The 16462-nt window shown below is 74.9% G+C and carries 12 protein-coding genes and 2 pseudogenes; 11 read left to right on the forward strand and 3 right to left on the reverse strand.

Features of this window, described 5'->3' with window-relative positions:
* Positions 1-40 precede the first annotated feature (40 nt).
* From ligD to ACFV2S_RS18215, 7 genes are all read left to right on the forward strand, one after another.
* Complete coding sequence (ligD, locus tag ACFV2S_RS18185) at positions 41-991, forward strand: non-homologous end-joining DNA ligase (protein ID WP_385559672.1); 951 nt, start codon at positions 41-43, stop codon at positions 989-991.
* Positions 988-1932 (forward strand): DNA ligase, encoded by a 945-nt coding sequence (locus ACFV2S_RS18190; protein ID WP_385559675.1) that lies wholly within the window; start codon positions 988-990, stop codon positions 1930-1932. The genes ligD and ACFV2S_RS18190 overlap by 4 nt, the downstream gene beginning before the upstream one ends.
* A gap of 413 nt (positions 1933-2345) precedes the next feature.
* On the forward strand, positions 2346-4445 hold the full coding sequence (locus ACFV2S_RS18195; RefSeq protein ID WP_385559678.1) for a HEAT repeat domain-containing protein: 2100 nt from the start codon (positions 2346-2348) through the stop codon (positions 4443-4445).
* A gap of 371 nt (positions 4446-4816) precedes the next feature.
* Entirely contained in the window at positions 4817-5602 is a 786-nt protein-coding gene (locus ACFV2S_RS18200) for a hypothetical protein (protein WP_385559681.1), read from the forward strand.
* On the forward strand, positions 5599-6870 hold the full coding sequence (locus ACFV2S_RS18205; RefSeq protein WP_385559684.1) for an ATP-binding protein: 1272 nt from the start codon (positions 5599-5601) through the stop codon (positions 6868-6870). Before ACFV2S_RS18200 ends, ACFV2S_RS18205 begins: the two co-directional genes overlap by 4 nt.
* A gap of 160 nt (positions 6871-7030) precedes the next feature.
* Positions 7031-8413, forward strand: a complete 1383-nt coding sequence (locus ACFV2S_RS18210; protein ID WP_385559687.1) for an FtsW/RodA/SpoVE family cell cycle protein — start codon at positions 7031-7033, stop codon at positions 8411-8413.
* Between the two features lie 31 nt (positions 8414-8444).
* The gene (locus ACFV2S_RS18215; protein WP_385559690.1) at positions 8445-9923 is read left to right on the forward strand and encodes a penicillin-binding transpeptidase domain-containing protein; all 1479 of its coding nucleotides are present in this window, start codon (positions 8445-8447) and stop codon (positions 9921-9923) included.
* A gap of 32 nt (positions 9924-9955) precedes the next feature.
* Here the strand turns inward: ACFV2S_RS18215 and ACFV2S_RS18220 are convergent, their stop codons facing one another.
* Positions 9956-10768 (reverse strand): hypothetical protein, encoded by an 813-nt coding sequence (locus ACFV2S_RS18220; RefSeq protein WP_385559693.1) that lies wholly within the window; start codon positions 10766-10768, stop codon positions 9956-9958.
* Positions 10769-10782: 14 nt separating this feature from the next.
* The gene (locus ACFV2S_RS18225; protein WP_385559696.1) at positions 10783-11901 is read right to left on the reverse strand and encodes a ferritin-like domain-containing protein; all 1119 of its coding nucleotides are present in this window, start codon (positions 11899-11901) and stop codon (positions 10783-10785) included.
* A gap of 147 nt (positions 11902-12048) precedes the next feature.
* On the opposite strand from ACFV2S_RS18225, the gene ACFV2S_RS18230 reads away from it, so the two are divergent.
* The 4 genes and pseudogenes from ACFV2S_RS18230 to ACFV2S_RS18245 form a co-directional block, all read left to right on the forward strand.
* Positions 12049-12771, forward strand: coding sequence for a TetR/AcrR family transcriptional regulator (locus tag ACFV2S_RS18230; protein WP_385559699.1), 723 nt, complete (start codon positions 12049-12051; stop codon positions 12769-12771).
* Between the two features lie 27 nt (positions 12772-12798).
* The gene (locus ACFV2S_RS18235) at positions 12799-13080 is read left to right on the forward strand and encodes a hypothetical protein (protein ID WP_385559701.1); all 282 of its coding nucleotides are present in this window, start codon (positions 12799-12801) and stop codon (positions 13078-13080) included.
* Positions 13081-13154: 74 nt separating this feature from the next.
* Positions 13155-14594: an NlpC/P60 family protein gene (locus ACFV2S_RS18240; protein WP_385559704.1), complete on the forward strand. Its 1440-nt coding sequence runs from the start codon at positions 13155-13157 to the stop codon at positions 14592-14594.
* Between the two features lie 115 nt (positions 14595-14709).
* Positions 14710-15618: pseudogene (locus ACFV2S_RS18245) on the forward strand (MFS transporter); the annotation flags it as partial.
* Positions 15619-15890: 272 nt separating this feature from the next.
* On the opposite strand, the pseudogene ACFV2S_RS18250 reads toward ACFV2S_RS18245, so the two are convergent.
* Positions 15891-16418 (reverse strand): annotated as a pseudogene (locus tag ACFV2S_RS18250) (DUF6584 family protein).
* Between the last annotated feature and the right edge of the window lie 44 nt (positions 16419-16462).

Genomic DNA, 16462 nt, shown 5'->3' on the forward strand with positions numbered 1-16462 from the left:
TTTCGAGTCGAATCACCCGTAAACGTGGGATTCTCATCGTATGACGCCGATCACAGAGGTGGAGGGGCGGCGCCTGGCGCTCAGCAACCTGGACAAGGTGCTCCACCCGGTCACCGGCACCACCAAGGGCGAGGTGCTCCACTACTACGCGACCGTCGGAGCCCTGATCCTGCCCCATCTGCGCGACCGCCCGGTGTCCTTCCTCCGCTACCCCGACGGCCCCGAGGGGCAGCTCTTCTTCACCAAGAATCCGCCGCCCGGCACACCCTCCTGGGTGAGGACCACCCCCGTGCCCCGCTCCGAGGACCCCCGGGCCCGCCAGGTGGTGATCGAGGACCTGCCCTCCCTCATGTGGGCCGCGAACCTCGTCGTGGAGTTCCACACGCCCCAGTGGCGCGCCTCCTCCCCCGCCGTCGCCGACCGGCTCGTGTTCGACCTCGACCCGGGAGCGCCCGCCGCGGTCGCCGACTGCTGCCGGGTCGCGCTCCACCTGCGCGAGCGGCTCCTGGCGGACGGCCTGGAGCCCTTCGCCAAGACCTCCGGCTCCAAGGGCCTGCACCTCCTCGTCCCGGTGGTGCCGACGCCGTCCCCGCGCGTCTCCGCGTACGCCAAGCGGCTCGCCGTCGAGGCGGAGGCGGCGCTGCCGGACCTCGTCACGCACCGGATGGCGCGGGCGCTGCGGTCCGGGAAGGTCTTCGTCGACCACAGCCAGAACGCCGCCGCGAAGACGACCGCCACCCCCTACACCCTGCGCGCGCGTGCCCGGCCCACCGTCTCGGCGCCCGTCACCTGGGAGGAGGTGGAGGCGTGCGCCGCCCTCGCCGACCGGGGCGGGCGGGGAGGCCTGGGCGGCCGTCCCGGTGGCCCCGGCGACCCCTCCGATCCCTCGGCGCTTGTCCTTCTCATGGGCGACATCGCGCCACGTATGGAGCAGTACGGGGACCTCCTGGCGCCCCTGTTCGCGCCCGAGCGCGCGGGAGCCGTGCCGTGAGCGGGGCCCCCGGGGCGGGCGTGGGCGGCGGGATCTCCGGAGCCGCCGGGCACGCCGCCGTCCCGCTGCTGCCTCCCGTCGACGTCATGCGGCCCCGGCCCGCCGACGAGATCCCGGCGCAGGCGGAGCCGCCCCGGGACCTCCAGTACTCCCTCAAGCTGGACGGCTTCCGCGCCCTGGCCTTCGTCCTCGACGCCGGGCGGGTCGTCCTCCAGTCCCGCTCCCGCCGGGACCTCGCGCCGGAGTTCCCCGGCATCGCCGCCCACCTCCGCGACCAGCTGCCGCCGGGGATCGTCCTCGACGGCGAGCTGTGCGCCTACCGGGACGGGCGGCTGAGCTTCACCGACCTGCTCCGCTCGCACGCCGACCGGGTCCGGGCCGGGGTGCCCGTCTCCTACGTCGCCTTCGACCTGCTCGCCGTCCCCGGGCGCGACGTACGGGCGCTGCCGCTCCGCGACCGGTGGGAGCTGCTCGGGGCGGCCCTGCGGGAGGCCGAGCCGCCGCTCCAGCGGGTCCTGGCCACCTCGGACGAGGAGACCGCGCGGGGCTGGTTCCGGGACCTGCGGGACGCGGGCGTGGAGGGGGTCGTCGCGAAGCGGCTCGACGCGCCCTACCGGGCGGGCTCCACCTGGGCCTGGCGCAAGGTCCGGCACTCCGACACGAGCGACGCCCTCCTGATCGGCCTCGTCGGGCCCCCGGAGCGGCCCCGGGCCCTGGTCGTACGGCTCCCCGACGGCAGCGAGCAGACCACCTCGCCCCGGCTGACCCCGGCGCAGTCGCGGCAGGTCGGCGAGCTGGCGGGCGAGCGCGCGGGTCCCCTCGCGGAGGATCCGGAGCACGGGCCGGTGCGTTGGGTCGACCCGCCGCTCCCGGTCGAGCTGCGCCAGGTCGCGGGGCGGCACGGGACACCGGCCTTCGTGCGGGTCCGGTCGGAGGGGTGACGCGGGGGACGACAACGGGGGGGACGACAGCGGGGGGGACGACAGCAGGGGGCGGACGACAGCAGGGGGGCGGACCAGGGGGTGCCACCGCTGGGCGGCCGGGGGACGACACGGGTGGGCCGGACCGGGGTCGACGGGGTCGACGGGGCCGACGGGGCGGAAGGCCTCGGCCGCGGTCCGGTCCGGGGGGGCGCGGCGGACGGGGCCGGCGGGGCGAGGCGGACGGGGTCGGCCGGGCGGTTCTCCACCGTTCATATACCGAGCGCAACTGCCCTGCTCCGCACCGTACATGGCGCAAAGAGACCGCAACAGGCGCCCCGGGCACGGCAGGTGTCGCCGGTTCGGCTTTGTTGTCGTTCCCGTGGTGCACACTTGCTGCCTGGCACAGCGCTCACGGGGAAGGCGGCCTGGCAATGCTGACGGGGATCGAGGAGGTCGACTGGGCCTCGTTGGGGCATGCGTACGGCCCCGCGGACGACGTGCCGGAGCTGCTCCGAGGGCTCGCCTCCGCCGACCCCGCGGAGCGCGAGACCGCACTCGACGGCATGTACGGGGCGGTGCACCACCAGGGCGACGTCTACGACTCGACGCTGGCCTGCATCCCCTTCCTCCTCGAACTGGTCGCCGACCCCGGCGTCCAGGACCGGGGCTCCCTCGTCGAGCTCCTCACCAGCATCGGCGGCATCGAGCTCGACGACGACGAGGAACTGGACGAACTCGGCGCGGAGGACGAGGAGTTCATCCCCGCCGCCAACTACGCGATGGCCGCCGCCGCCATCGCCGCGGGGGCCGACGTCTTCCTCGGGCTCGTCTCGGACGCCGATCCCGAGGTGCGGCTCGCGGCGCCGTGCGCGCTCGCCTCCCTGCACCCCGAGCCCGCCCGGGTGCTGACCCTGCTGCGGGAGCGGCTCACCGTCGAGCGGGACACCGAGGTGCGGCTCGCCCTGGTGGCCGCCGTCGGGCGGATCGCCCTGCGGCACGCCGCCCTGCGCACCGAGACCGTCGACTGGCTCGACTGGCTCGCCCGCGCCGCCCACGACCCCGGGCTCCGGCTCGCCGCGCTCGCGCAGCGGGCGCGCTGCGCGCCCGGTGACATTCCGGACGATGTCGTGCCGTGGGTGACGGGGCTCCTGGAGGAGATCAGGACCTCGGCGAGCGGGCCGGCCGTCCCGGGCGGCGAGCGCGCCGCGACGCCGACCCTCATAGGACAGGTCCGCGAGCTGCTGGAGGAGCATGCCGCCGGCCGGCCCGCGCCGTGGACCGAGGAGCTGCTGCGGACCCTGCACGCCGCGCTCGACGACCGGGTCGACGACCGGATCGCCCTGATCGTCGCGCAGCTGCGCAGCCCGGACTGGGGACAGCGCTCGGACGCGATCTGGTTGTGCGGCGGTCTGATACGGATCTGGCGCGGGCGGTACGAGGAGGTCGTCCGGCTCGTGGGCGCGCAGCTCCAGGACCCCGAGCCCCGGCTCCGGGAGGCCGCCACGTCCTTCCTGGAGCGGGTCTTCGAGCTGGGCGCGCCCGCCGCCGACGCGCTGGCGGCGCGCCTGGCCGCGGTGCCGTCCACCGCTCCCCCCCGCCCGAACCAGGCCTTCGTCGGCCGGTCCGGGCGGGACGGGGCGCTGCTCGCGCTGGCCCGCGCCGGGGACACCCGCGCGGTCCCGCTGCTGGCCCGCGCCCTGGAGGAGCCCGAGGTGCGGCGCGAGCTGCTGTACGCCATGGACGGCCTCGGCCCGTCGGCGGCGATCCTCGCGCCGCTGCTGCGGCGCCGGCTTGCGGAGGTGGAGCTCGACGAGCGGCTGTACGACCGCGCGGCGCCGCTGCTGTACGCCCTGGCGGCCGTGCGGGGCGCCCAGGCCCTGCCGGAGGTGCTGCGGGTGCTGCGCGGGGCGCCGGCGCACCGGCGGGACTGGGTGCGGGAGGCGGCGCTGCGGACCCTGACCGCCTTCGGGCCCGCCGCCCGGGAGGCCGTACCGGACCTGCGAAGACTCCTGGCCGCCGAGTCGGCTGCGGTCGCCACGGCGGCCGCGCGGGCCCTGTGGGCGGCCGAGGGGGACCGGGGGGACGTGCTGCCGGCCCTGGAGCGGTGGCTGCGGCCGGGTGCGGCGGCCACGGACTGGGCCGCCGCGGCACAGGCGCTCGGCGAGATCGGCCCGGCGGCGGCCTCGGCGGCCCCCGCCCTGCTGCCCGGCCTGGCCTCGCGGGACCTGTGGGTGCGGGTGCGCGGCGCGGCGGCGCTGTGGCGGGTGTCCGGCGACGCGTCGACGGCGCTGCCGGTGCTGCTCGCGGCCTGGGAGGAGAACCGGCACGCGCGCGTGGACATCGCGGAGTGCCTGGCGGAGATGGGCCCGGCGGCCACCGACGCGCAGCTGGTGATCCTCACGGAGCTGACCCGCAGGCGCCGCCACAACGCCCGTGAGGGTGCGTCCGGCAGCCATGACATCCATGTCGACGAGAAGCTCCTGACCCTCTGCCGGGCGGCGCTGGCGCGGATGGAGCGCGGGGGGTTCTAGTCACCTTCGGGACGCCCTGAAGAAACGTTCCGGACACCCGCCCCGGACACCCGCCCCGGGCGCACGTACCGGGGACATTCCGGGGCGCGATGTTCCGGGGGGAGTTGCGGGGGGGGGTCCAGGGGGCGGGATCCGGGAGACGGTCCGCACGGCACCCCACCCCCGAGGGACCCCGGTGCGGTCCGGACCACACCGGGCCCGCGCAAGCCCACAGCGATCAGGACCGCACCCCGCCGGCCGCCGCCACGAGACCCCCGTCGGTCCCATGATCATCGGATGATGAGACAAAAAGGACTTCACTCCGCATAAGGTCTACTGGGAGCCGGGTGAGCCGACCCCCCGCCGAACGACCACCGAGGAGCAGGAGCAGAGTGAGACCGCGCGGAGTCCGGAGCGCCGCGGGCGTGGCCCTGTGCGCGCTCGGTCTCGCCGTCGTGCTCACCGGCTGCGGCGGCCGCGAGGGCGGGCTCAGGAGCGCCGGTCCCACGCCCACCGCCGTGGGACCCGTCCGGCTCTGGCCCGATCTGCCGCCCGCCACGAACCCTCCGATCGACTACGGCGAGTCCGACACCCAGCGCGTCCCCGGCGTCGAGGTCCCCGACAACGACGTCCGCTCCGTCGACCCGGTGGCGGTCGTCCGCGCCGAGGTGCGCGCCCACCCCGACGCCCGCTCCGGAGCGGACGGCCTGTACGCGGAGACCGCCCGGGCGATCGAGGCCTGCGGCACGGCCCCCGCCGCCTGCCCGGTCATGCGGCCGTACTACCGCGACCTCACCGGCAACGGCCGGGACGAGCTCATCGTCGGGATCCGGATGCCGGACCAGCAGGTCGCGGTGCGGGTCTACCTCGCCGAGAACGGCGGCCTGACCCGGATCATGTCCACCGTCGACCAGGTCATCAGCGTGGAGCTGGCCGGCCGGGCGCTGATCCTGCGGGTCGGTTCCGCGGGGATCCCCGGGTACGAGTACCGGACCGCCTGGACCTGGGACGAGGAGCAGGGCAGCATGCTGCCCACCCGGGACGAGATCATCCGGGTGAAGCCGCCCGGCACGGGCCCCTCGACGGTCCCCGCGCCCCGCCTGGTGAGCCCGACGCCCGTCCCGCCGCGCACCCCCGCGCCCGCGCCCTCGCCCGCGCTCCCCGAGGCGACGCCGTGAGGACGCCGCGGCGGCCCGCCTGGACCGCGACCCTGACCTGGAAGGCCGCGCTCTTCATCGCGGTGATGTGCTGCGCCCTCGCCGCGCTGCTCGGCGTCCTCGTCCATGTGTCGGTGGCCGGCCAGACGGTGAGCGACTCCCGGGACAAGGCCCTGACGCGGCTCACCGAGGTCAGCGGGCTGTACGAGGCGGGCGAGCCGCTCCCCCGGTTCGCCGGTGTGGATCCGCCGGGCCTCCCGGCCTCCCTCCGGGCGCTCGCCGCGCGCGGGGAGCGCGGCACGGCGGTCACGGAGTACGAGGGCCGGCCGACGATGTGGGCGGCCGGGCCGGCGGACGGCCGGGCCCTCGCCGTCCGCCTCGACTACACGCAGAGCGCCGAGACGATCGACGCGCTCGACCGGTCGATCCTCGGCTCCTCCGTGCTGGCGATCGGGGCCACCCTGCTCGTCGGCGTCTTCGCCGTCACCCGGGTCACCCGTCGGCTGCACCTCACCGCGCAGGTGGCCCGCCGGATCAGCGCCGGCGACCTCGACGCGCGCGTGGACGATCCCCGGACGAAGGACCCCTCGCGCCCGCAGGACGAGGTGGCCACGGTCTCCGGGGCGCTCGACACCATGGCCTCCTCGCTCCAGCGCAAGCTGCAGACCGAGCAGCGGTTCACCGCCGACGTGGCGCACGAGCTGCGGACCCCCCTGACGGGCCTCTCGGCCGCGGCCGAGCTGCTGCCGGAGGGGCGGCCCTCGGAGCTCGTACGGGACAGGGTGCGGGCGATGCGCGGGCTGACCGAGGACCTCCTGGAGATCTCGCGGCTCGACGCCCGCACCGAGACCGTGGACCTGGCGGTGCACGAGCTCGGGCCGCTCGCCGAGCGGGTGGTGCGCGCCTCCGGCACGGACACCGAGGTGCGGGTCGTGCGGGACGCGACGGTGGAGACGGACCGGCGGCGGGTGGAGCGGGTCCTCGGCAATCTGGTGGCCAACGCGCACCGGCACGGGGCACCGCCGGTGGTGGTCACGGTCGACGGCCCGGTGGTCTCGGTGCGGGACCACGGACCGGGCTATCCGGCGTACCTCCTGGAGTCGGGGCCGCAGCGGTTCCGTACCGAGAGCGGGGGCAAGGGACACGGTCTCGGGCTGACGATCGCGGTGGGGCAGGCGGAGGTGATCGGCGCCGAGCTGGTCTTCGCCGGAGCCCCGGACGGGGGCGCCGAGGCCCGGCTGCGGCTGCCGGAGTACGTGCGGCTCGCGCCCTCCGACACGGAGGAGTAGCCGCCACACCGTCGGCCCCCGACGCGGAGGAGGGACCGCACACCGTCGACCCTCCGACACGGAGGCGGGACCGCACGCCGTCAGCCCTCCGGCACGGAGGAGCGACGGCACACCGTCACACAAAAGGGACATAGGGCATACCGCTTGCTACGTTGCGGCCATGACCGCACCACGGCGCCCGGACGCACCCCCGCCCGGCATCCGTGTCCCGAAGCGGCGCGGCGTGGAGCTGTCGCTCCTGATCGGCGCGGTCCTGATCTCCGTCCTCGGTTACGCGGAGGTCGGCCTCGCCCGCAGCGGCGCCGTGCCGCCCGACGCCGCGCGCTACGGGGCGGGGCTCGGGCTCCTCGCGCTGGTCGCGCATCTCGCGGTCCGGTTCCGCGCCCCCTACGCCGATCCCCTGCTGCTGCCCATCGCGGTCCTGCTCAACGGCCTCGGCCTGGTGCTGATCTACCGCCTGGACCTGGAGACGCCCAAGGACCAGGCGGCGGCGACGCAGCTGGTCTGGTCGACGCTCGGGGTGGCGCTGTTCATCGTGGTCGTCGCGCTGCTGCGCGACCACCGCACGCTCCAGGGCTACGCGTACGTGTCGGTGGCCGCCGCGCTCGGCCTGATGATCCTTCCGATCTTCTTCCCCGCGGTGAACGGGGCCAAGATCTGGATCAGGGTCGACGGGCTGTCCTTCCAGCCGGGCGAGTTCGCCAAGATCCTGCTCGCCGTCTTCTTCGCCGCCTACCTCGCCGCCAACCGCAACGCGCTCGCGTACACCGGCCGCCGCATCTGGAGGTTCCAGTTCCCGACGGGCCGGGTCCTCGGGCCGATCGTGGCCATCTGGCTGCTGAGCGTCGGCGTCCTCGTCCTGGAACGCGACCTGGGCACCTCGCTGCTCTTCTTCGGCCTCTTCGTGATCATGCTGTACGTGGCGACCGGCCGGACCGGCTGGATCGCGGTCGGCCTCGTCCTGGCCTCCGCCGGGGCCTTCCTCGTCGGCTCGCTCGAACCGCACGTCCACAGCCGGGTGCAGGACTGGCTCGACCCCTTCGCCTCCATCCGCGCGGGTGACGGACCGGGGCAGCTCGCCCAGTCGCTCTTCGCCTTCGCCGCGGGCGGGATGCTCGGCACCGGGCTCGGCCTCGGCCATTCCGTCCTCATCGGCTTCGCCGCCAAGTCCGACTTCATCCTGGCGACGGCCGGCGAGGAGCTGGGCCTGGTCGGCCTCACCGCGCTCTTCCTGCTGTACGCGCTGCTCGTCGCCCGCGGCTACCGCGCCGGGCTGTCGCTGCGCGACCCGTTCGGGCGGCTCCTCGCGATCGGCCTCGCCTCGATCGTGGCGCTCCAGGTCTTCGTCATCGCGGGCGGGGTGATGGGCCTGATCCCGCTGACCGGCATGGCGATGCCGTTCCTCGCCCAGGGAGGCTCTTCCGTGGTGACCAACTGGGTGATCGTCGCCCTCCTCATCCGGGTCAGCGACTCGGCCCGCGCACCCCAGCCGGACGACGCGGACACCGGGGAGCTCAGCCGCATCGGGGAGGGCGCGCGGTGACCGGGCCCGCCCGCACGTCGGGAGGCGCGCGGTGATCCGGTACATCCGGAGGGCCGCCGCCCTCTGTCTGATCCTCCTCGTCGCGCTGCTCGTGAACGCCGCCCGGGTGATGGTCTTCGAGGCCGAGTCCCTGGACGACGACCCGGCCAACCGCCGCATCGCGATCGACCGGTACGCGAAGCCGCGCGGCGAGATCGTCGTGGACGGGACGCCGGTGACCGGCTCCCGGGACAGCGGGCAGCAGCTCCGCTGGGAACGGACCTACACCCGGGGGCCGTTGTACGCGCCGCTGACCGGCTACGCCTCCCAGACGTACGGCACGACGCTCGTCGAGAACGCCGAGGACGACATCCTCGCGGGCACCGACCCGATGCTCGCACCGCTGCCCCTCTGGGACGACCTCACCCGGGGGCGGCAGCCCGGCGGCGACGTGCTGACCACGATCCGCGCCCCGATGCAGGAGGCGGCGTTCCGGGGGCTCGACGGGAAGCGGGGCGCGGTCGTGGCGGTCGAGCCGTCCAGCGGCCGGATCCTGGCGCTGGTCAGCTCGCCCTCGTACGACCCGGGGGTCCTCTCCGGGACGGGCCGGGGGGTCGAGGACGCCTGGCGGCGGCTCAACTCCTCGCCGAACCAGCCGATGCTGAACCGGGCGCTGCGGCAGACGTACCCGCCGGGCTCCACCTTCAAGATCGTGACGGCGGCGGCGGCCCTGGACGCGGGGGTGGTGCGGGACGTGGAGGCGCCGACGGACACTCCGGACCCGTTCGTGCTGCCCGGCACCCGGCAGGTCCTGCCGAACGAGGCGAAGGGCTGCGGCGACGCCTCCCTCGCGTACGCGATCCAGTGGTCCTGCAACACGGTGATGGCCGGGCTCGGGGTGCAGGTGGGTCTCACGGGGATGGTCGACGCGGTCCAGCGGTTCGGCTTCAACGACGCGGGGCTGCGGGTGCCGTCCTGGGTGGCCAAGTCCAACTTCGACCGGGAGATGAGCCCGGACCAGCTGGCGCTGTCGTCGATCGGGCAGTTCGACACGACGGCGACGCCGCTGCAGATGGCGATGGTGGCGGCGGCCGTCGCCAACAACGGGGAGATCGCCCAGCCGTACCTCGTCGACCGCACGACGACCTCCGGCGGCACGACCGTGGACCGGACGGGCCGCCGCAGCTACCGGCAGGCGATGAACCCCGCGACGGCGATGCAGCTCCAGCGGCTGATGCTGCGGGCCGTGGAGGAGGGCACGGGGACGAACGCGGCGATCCCCGGGGCCCGGGTGGGCGGCAAGACGGGCACCGCCCAGCACGGCTTCGGCAACACCGGCACCCCGTACGCCTGGTTCATCGCCTGGGCGCAGGCGGAGGACTCGGCCCGGCCGGCGGTCGCGGTGGCGGTCGTCGTCGAGGACGCGGAGGCCGCCCGTACGGACATCAGCGGGGGCGGCAGCGCGGCGCCGGTCGCGAAGGCCGTGATGGAGGAGGCGCTGAGGCTGGAGGCGGAGGCGCGGAACCCGTAGCCGGGTCCGCCGGGGCCCCGGCCGCGGGGATGTCAGCCGATCGGCTTGAGGATCTCGGCGCGGATCCTGACCGTCTTCTCGGCGAGTGCGGCCAGGTCGATGTCCTTCGGGTCGGCCGTGGCCTCCCCGGCACCGACGACGGCGACGGCGGCGGCGGTGTTCTCGTCGCCCCAGGCGCACATGGGCAGCGTCGTCGCGCCGAGTCCGCTCTTCGACGTGGTGACCTGGCAGCTGACGGTCACGTCGTACCCGGCGGGGGTGAAGTCCCTGGGCTTCACGGCGAGCGTGGAGCCCTTGTCGGTGGCGGCCCCCCTGAGGATGGACGAGCGGGTGGTACCGGGGCTCTTGATCTGCCCGTACAGCCCGGAGAGGACGAGGACGGACCCGTCCTTGCCGCTGTACTGCCCGACCGCCGCCTTCGCGTTCTTCACGGTGAGGTCGGGGGTGTCCTCGATCTCCTTGCCCTGGGTGTCGGAGAGGTCGGAGACGAGGGTGAACTCGCCGCCGAGGACGGTCTTCGGGACGACCAGCCTGTTCCTCGCCTCGGGGAAGGGACCGGTGAGGCCGTCGAGCCCGGCCTTGACCCCGTAGCCGATGCCGCCGACCACGACCAGGGCCCCGAGGACGATGCCGACGATCGCTCCGGCCGACAGCTTCTTCTTCGGCGGGGGACCCAGGGGCGGCTGCCCCCAGGCTCCCGCGCCCGACCCGGGGTACTGCGGCGGGACGCCGTGCGGCGGGTACCCCTGCGGAGCCCCGAAGGCGCCGGGCTGCGGCGGGACCGGTACGGGACCGCCGTACGGCGGGTGGGGCGGCGGACTCTGCGGGGGCGGAGGCATGCTCATGACGGCACGCTACGTCACCCCTGTGACACCTCCGCCGCCCCCTCCTCGATCGCCGCCTCCACCTCGGCGACCCGCTCGGCCTCCTCCGCCGCGAAGCGTTCGCGGTCCAGGGCCTCCGCGATCTCCTCGTCCTGACGCATCAGCAGGTCCAGGTTGGAGTCGCCCAGGTCGAAGACGCCCATGTCGAGGTAGGCCTTCTGGAGGCGTGCGCCCCAGAGGCCGATGTCCTTGACGCACGGGACGATCCGGCTGAAGAGGAGCTTGCGGAAGAGGTGCAGGAACTCGCTCTGCTCGCTGAGCTCCTCGGCCTCCTTCCTCGGGATGCCGAAGTTCTCCAGGACCTCCACTCCGCGCAGCCGGTCGCGCATGAGGTGGCAGCCCTCGATGACGAACTCCTCGCGCTCGCGGAGCTCGGCGTCGGTCAGCTGCCGGTAGTAGTCGCGCAGTGCCATCCGGCCGAAGGCCACGTGCCGGGCCTCGTCCTGCATCACGTACGCGAGGATCTGCTTCGGCAGCGGCTTGTCGGTGGTGTCGCGGATCATGCCGAAGGCGGCGAGGGCGAGCCCCTCGATCAGGACCTGCATGCCGAGGTAGGGCATGTCCCAGCGGGAGTCGCGCAGGGTGTCGTCGAGGAGGCCCTGGAGGTTGTCGTTGACCGGGTAGAGCATGCCGATCTTCTCGTGGAGGAAGCGGCCGTAGATCTCGGCGTGCCGGGCCTCGTCCATGGTCTGGGTGGCCGAGTAGAACTTGGCGTCCAGGTCGGGGACGGACTCCACGATCCGGGCGGCGCAGACCATGGCGCCCTGCTCGCCGTGGAGGAACTGGCTGAACTGCCAGGAGGAGTAGTGCCGGCGCAGGTCGCCCTTGTCCTTCTCGGTCATCTTCGCCCAGTGGCGGGTGCCGTGGAGGGTGAGGACCTCATCGGGGGTGCCGAGCGGGTCGTACGGGTCGACCTCGATGCCCCAGTCGATCCGGGTGGCACCGTCCCACTGCTTGTCCTTGCCCTTCTGGTAGAGGGCGAGGAGGCGCTCGCGGCCGTCGTCGTAGTCCCAGGAGAAGCGGGCCGCTCCGGCGGCGGGCACCTCCCAGACGGGTCCGGCGGGGGCGTTCACGTAGAGGTCGTGCGTCGACACTGACGACTCCTTCCGTCCGTTTCCAGCAGGCTCACACGGTGGTAGACGGATCGTCAACAAGTCGTACGGAGGCGATTGCCGGACCGGGAGGCCCTCCCCGGGGCCACGCGCCCCACGGGGAGCCGCCGCGCGGTTACGCTGCGGTCCATGACGAGCGCCGCCACCCCCGCGTACCGCAGGCTCAGCGTCGAGGAGCGGCGCGGGCAGCTCCTCGACACCGCCCAGGGGCTCTTCGCCCACCGGGCACCCGAGGACGTCTCGCTCGACGACGTCGCCGAGGCGGCCGGCGTCTCGCGGCCCCTCGTCTACCGCTACTTCCCCGGCGGCAAGCAGCAGCTGTACGAGGCGGCCCTGCGCTCCTCCGCCGACGCCCTGAACCGCTGCTTCGCCGAGCCGCGGACCGGACCGCCCACCGAGCGGCTCGGCCGGGTGCTCGACCGGTACCTGGCCTTCGTCGACGAGCACGACGCCGGGTTCAGCGCCCTGCTCCGCGGTGGCAGCGTCGCCGAGACCTCCCGGACCACCGCGATCGTGGACGAGGTCCGGCGGGCCGCGGCCGAGCAGATCCTCGTCCACCTCGGGGCGGGGCGGCCGGGACCCCGGCTCGGGATGCTCGTCCGGACGTGGATCGCCGCCGTCGAGGCGGCCTCGCTCATCTGGCTCGACGAGGAGAAGCGGCCGCCCGCGCGCGCGTTGCGGGAGTGGCTCGTCGACCATCTCGTCGCCCTGCTCGCGGCGACCGCGGCGGGCGACGAGGAGACGGCGGACGTCGTACGGCGACTGCTCGCGCAGGAGACGCCCGACGGACCGGTCGCGACGCTGGCCCGCCGGGTGATCCCGGTGCTGGACGAGGCGGCGCACCTGCTCTGACCCGGCGGGCCGGGAGAGACTGTGGGGGTGAAGAGCGAGAACACCTCCTTCCGCGGCGGCCCCCTCGACGGCCGGACCCTGCCGATCCTGCTCGGCCCGATCGGCCACCCCCCGAAGTGGTACGAGATCCCGGTCCCGGCGCACGACGGGCACCCGCCGACCCTGCACACGTACCGGCGCGAGCCCTCGGGCTACACGAAGCGGCTCGGGCTCCAGCGCGGCTGGATCTACGTGTACGCCCCCGAGGGGCGGGAGCGGCGGGAGGTGCGGTGGCCGTGGTCGAAGCCGGCCCCGAGGCCGAACGGGTGACACGGCGAGGCGCGCCCCGATTCATACGGTAATCGGATGAAGTGAGCCGTCATCATCCCCGTGGAGGTGGTGACGTGACGCGAAGGCTGCCGCACGCGGTGCGCTCGGTCCGCTCGGTCCGCCCGGGGGCGCTCGCCACGGCGACGGCGCTCACGGGACTGCTCACAGGGCTGCTGACGGGCCCCCCGCCCGCCACGGCCGCGGCCCCGGACCCACCCGTGGACCCGCCCGCGGAGGCCCCCGTCGCCTGGGCGGACCCGTCGGCGGAACCGGTGGGACCGGTGGACCCCGCGACGCAACCGGTGGACCCGTCGACGGAAGCGGTGAACCCGTCGGCGGGACCCTTGGATCCCTCCCTCCCGGAGGCCACGACCCCCTCCCCCACGGCCGCGCCCCCGGGAGAGGGCGACGCCACCGCGCCCCCCGCCGAAGGGACCACCGCCCCGGCCGCGCCCCCCGCCGAGGACGACGCCGGCGCGCTCCCGCCCCCCGGCGGGGACTCCGTCGGCGCGCTGCTCACCCGGCTGCGGACGGTCTACCGGCAGGCCGAGGAGGCGACCGAGCGGTACAACGCGGCCGAGGAGGCGCTGAAGCTCCAGGCCGCCGACACGAAGAAGGTCACCGCGCGGCTCACGGCCGCGCGGACCGCCCTCGCCGAGGGCCGTGCCGCGGCCGGACGGATCGCCCGGGACCAGTACCAGGGCCGGTCCGAGATCTCCTCGTACCTGCGGCTGCTCTTCGCCGCGGACCCCCAGTCGGCCCTGGACGAGGGGCATCTGATGGCCCGCGCGTCCCGTGAACGCGTCACCGCCGTCACCCGGCTCACGAGCGCCGAGCGGCAGGCGGGCAGCCTCGCGAGCGCCTCCCGCAAGGCGCTCGACCGGCAGCAGGGGCTCGCCTCGGCACAGCGCCTGCGGCGCGACGAGGTGCGGGCCAGACTGCTCGACGTGGAGAAGCTGCTCGCCGGCCTGTCGCCGGAGCAGCTGACCCGGCTGACCGAGCTCGAACGCGTCCAGACCGCCGGGGCGCAGCGCGAGCTGCTCGACTCCGGGGTCCTGGACGGCGCGCGCACCCCGTCACGGGCGGGCGCGGAGGCCCTGCGCTTCGCGGTGGAGCAGATCGGCAAGCCGTACGAGTGGGGGGCGGAGGGCCCGGAGGCGTACGACTGCTCGGGGCTGACGCAGCAGGCCTGGGCGGCGGCCGGCCGGGAACTGCCGAGGACCAGCCAGGAGCAGTGGGCGAGCCTGCCCCGGGTGCCGCTCGCCGAGCTCCGCCCGGGCGATCTGGTGGTCTACTTCCCGGGCGCGACCCATGTGGCGCTCTATCTCGGCGAGGGCCTGGTGGTGCAGGCGCCGCGCCCCGGCGGGAAGGTGAAGGTCTCACCGCTCGCGGCGAACCCGGTGCTCGGGGCCGTACGGCCGGATCCGGGGGGAACGGCCCTGGAGGCGTACAGCCCGCCGACGCTCCCCGAGGGAGCCAGGGACGGCGGCGACGAGGGATACGACCGGAGCTGAACTCCCGTGCCCCGCACCCCTCTTGCCTTCATGCGTAATATCCAAGAAGCTACCGGAGTCCTTACCGCAGGTCGATCGCCGCCGGTGCTCGACGACCCGGACACGGAGCTCCGCCATGCCCAGAACGCTTCCGGACACCCGGCCCCAACGCGCCCTCGCCACCTCCAACTTCGTCAACGCCGTCGGCAGCGGGCTCTTCCTGACCGCCGGTGTCCTGTACTTCACCCAGGCCGTGCGGCTCCCGGCGGCCGCCGTGGGTCTCGGGCTCGGCATCGCCGGGCTCCTGTCACTCGCCGTGGGCATCGCCGTGGGGCACCTCGCGGACCGGCGCGGGGCGCGGGGGGTCTACGTGGCCACCCTGACGGTGCAGGCGTTCGCCACGGCGGCCTTCGTCCTCGCCGACAGCTTCTGGCCGTTCGTGCTGGCCGTCTCCACGGCCACCGGCGCGAAGGCGGCGGGACTCGCCGCCCGGGCGCCGCTCATCCGGCACCACGGAGGGGACCGGCCCCAGGAGTTCCGCGCGTACCTGCGGGCCGTGACCAACGTCGGCATCTCCGTCGGCGCCCTCCTCGCGGGGTGGGCGGTGCAGGTCGGCACGCTCGGCGCGTACCAGGTCCTCGTGGCCGGGAACGCGTGCGCGTTCGCGGCCTCGGCCGCGGTCCTGTTCCTGCTGCCGCCGGTCGCCCCCGCTCCCGCCGCCCGCGGCCCCCGGTGGATCGCGCTGCGGGACCGCCCCTATCTGGCGCTCACCGCACTCGACGGCGTGATGGCGATCCAGTTCAAGGTGCTCACCGTCGCGATCCCGCTCTGGCTCGTGGGGTCCACCACCGCCCCGCACTGGCTCGTCTCCGGCACGATGCTCGCCAACACCGTCCTGGTCGTCGGCCTCCAGGTGCGGGCGAGCCGCGGCGTCGACTCGCCCCGGGCCGGCGGCCGCGCCTACCGGCGGGCCGGGGCGGCCTTCCTGGTCTCCTGCGCCCTCGTCTCGCTCTCCGCGGGGACGCCCGTCGCGGTCGCGGTCGTCCTGCTCCTGACCGCCGTGGTCGTCCACACGGTCGGCGAGCTGTGGCACGCGGCGGGCGGTTTCGAGGTGTCGTACGCGCTCGCGCCGCCTCACGCCACCGGCCAGTACCTGGGCGTCTTCGGCCTGGGCGCGGGCCTCTCCGAGGCGCTCGGCCCCGGCCTGCTCATCGCCCTCTGCATCGGCTGGGGGCGCCCGGGCTGGTTCGCCGTGGGCGCCCTCTTCGCGGTGACCGGCCTGCTGGCGCCGCTCGCGGTCCGCCGTGCGGAGGCCGGCTACGCGAAGAGCGCGAGGACACCGATCACCCAGACCGCCAGGAAGGCGACGGTCCCGGCCAGGCAGCCGAGGCCGGCCAGTACGCCCGCGACCGTCCAGCCGCCGCCGTCCGGCGCCCGCTCCTCGTCCGCGTCCTCCCCGTAGGAGGCGGCGTCGTCCCAGTCGACCGGTCACCCCAGCTCCGCGACGCGGGCGGCGCGCACCGCCGCCAGCCGTCCCTCGGCGAAGGCGGTGGCGGCGAGCGCCTCGGGCCCGCGCCACGCGAGGGCCCTCATCCGCCGCGCGGGAGAGGCGTACCGCTCCTCGAAGGCGGCAGTCTCCTCCGGGCACCGGTCCTCTTCGAGGTACCCCCAGCGCCCCGCCTCGGCCGCGTCCCCGTACAGCCGGTACACCTCGGCGAGCCGGCGGCGCAGCGTCAGGTCGTACGGGAACGAGGAGACCAGCCCGCGCAGCCGCTGACGCGCCATGGGCACACGGCCCGCGGCGAGGTCCGCGTCCACGCGGGAGAGGGTGTTCTGCTGGGACATGCCCTCATGATCGGCTCCGGGGGCCCGCCGCATCCACCGGATTC

Origin of the sequence: Streptomyces sp. NPDC059695, assembly GCF_042733785.1 — a bacterium.
GTDB lineage: Bacteria > Actinomycetota > Actinomycetes > Streptomycetales > Streptomycetaceae > Streptomyces.

Bases quoted from the DNA above. Each gene is read 5' to 3' on its own strand.
- ACFV2S_RS18195 (WP_385559678.1), top strand. From the start codon at position 2,346: ATGCTGACGGGGATCGAGGAGGTCGACTGGGCCTCGTTGGGGCATGCG.
- ligD (WP_385559672.1), top strand. From the start codon at position 41: ATGACGCCGATCACAGAGGTGGAGGGGCGGCGCCTGGCGCTCAGCAAC.
- ACFV2S_RS18220 (WP_385559693.1), bottom strand. From the start codon at position 10,768: ATGAGCATGCCTCCGCCCCCGCAGAGTCCGCCGCCCCACCCGCCGTAC.
- ACFV2S_RS18230 (WP_385559699.1), top strand. From the start codon at position 12,049: ATGACGAGCGCCGCCACCCCCGCGTACCGCAGGCTCAGCGTCGAGGAG.
- ACFV2S_RS18210 (WP_385559687.1), top strand. From the start codon at position 7,031: ATGACCGCACCACGGCGCCCGGACGCACCCCCGCCCGGCATCCGTGTC.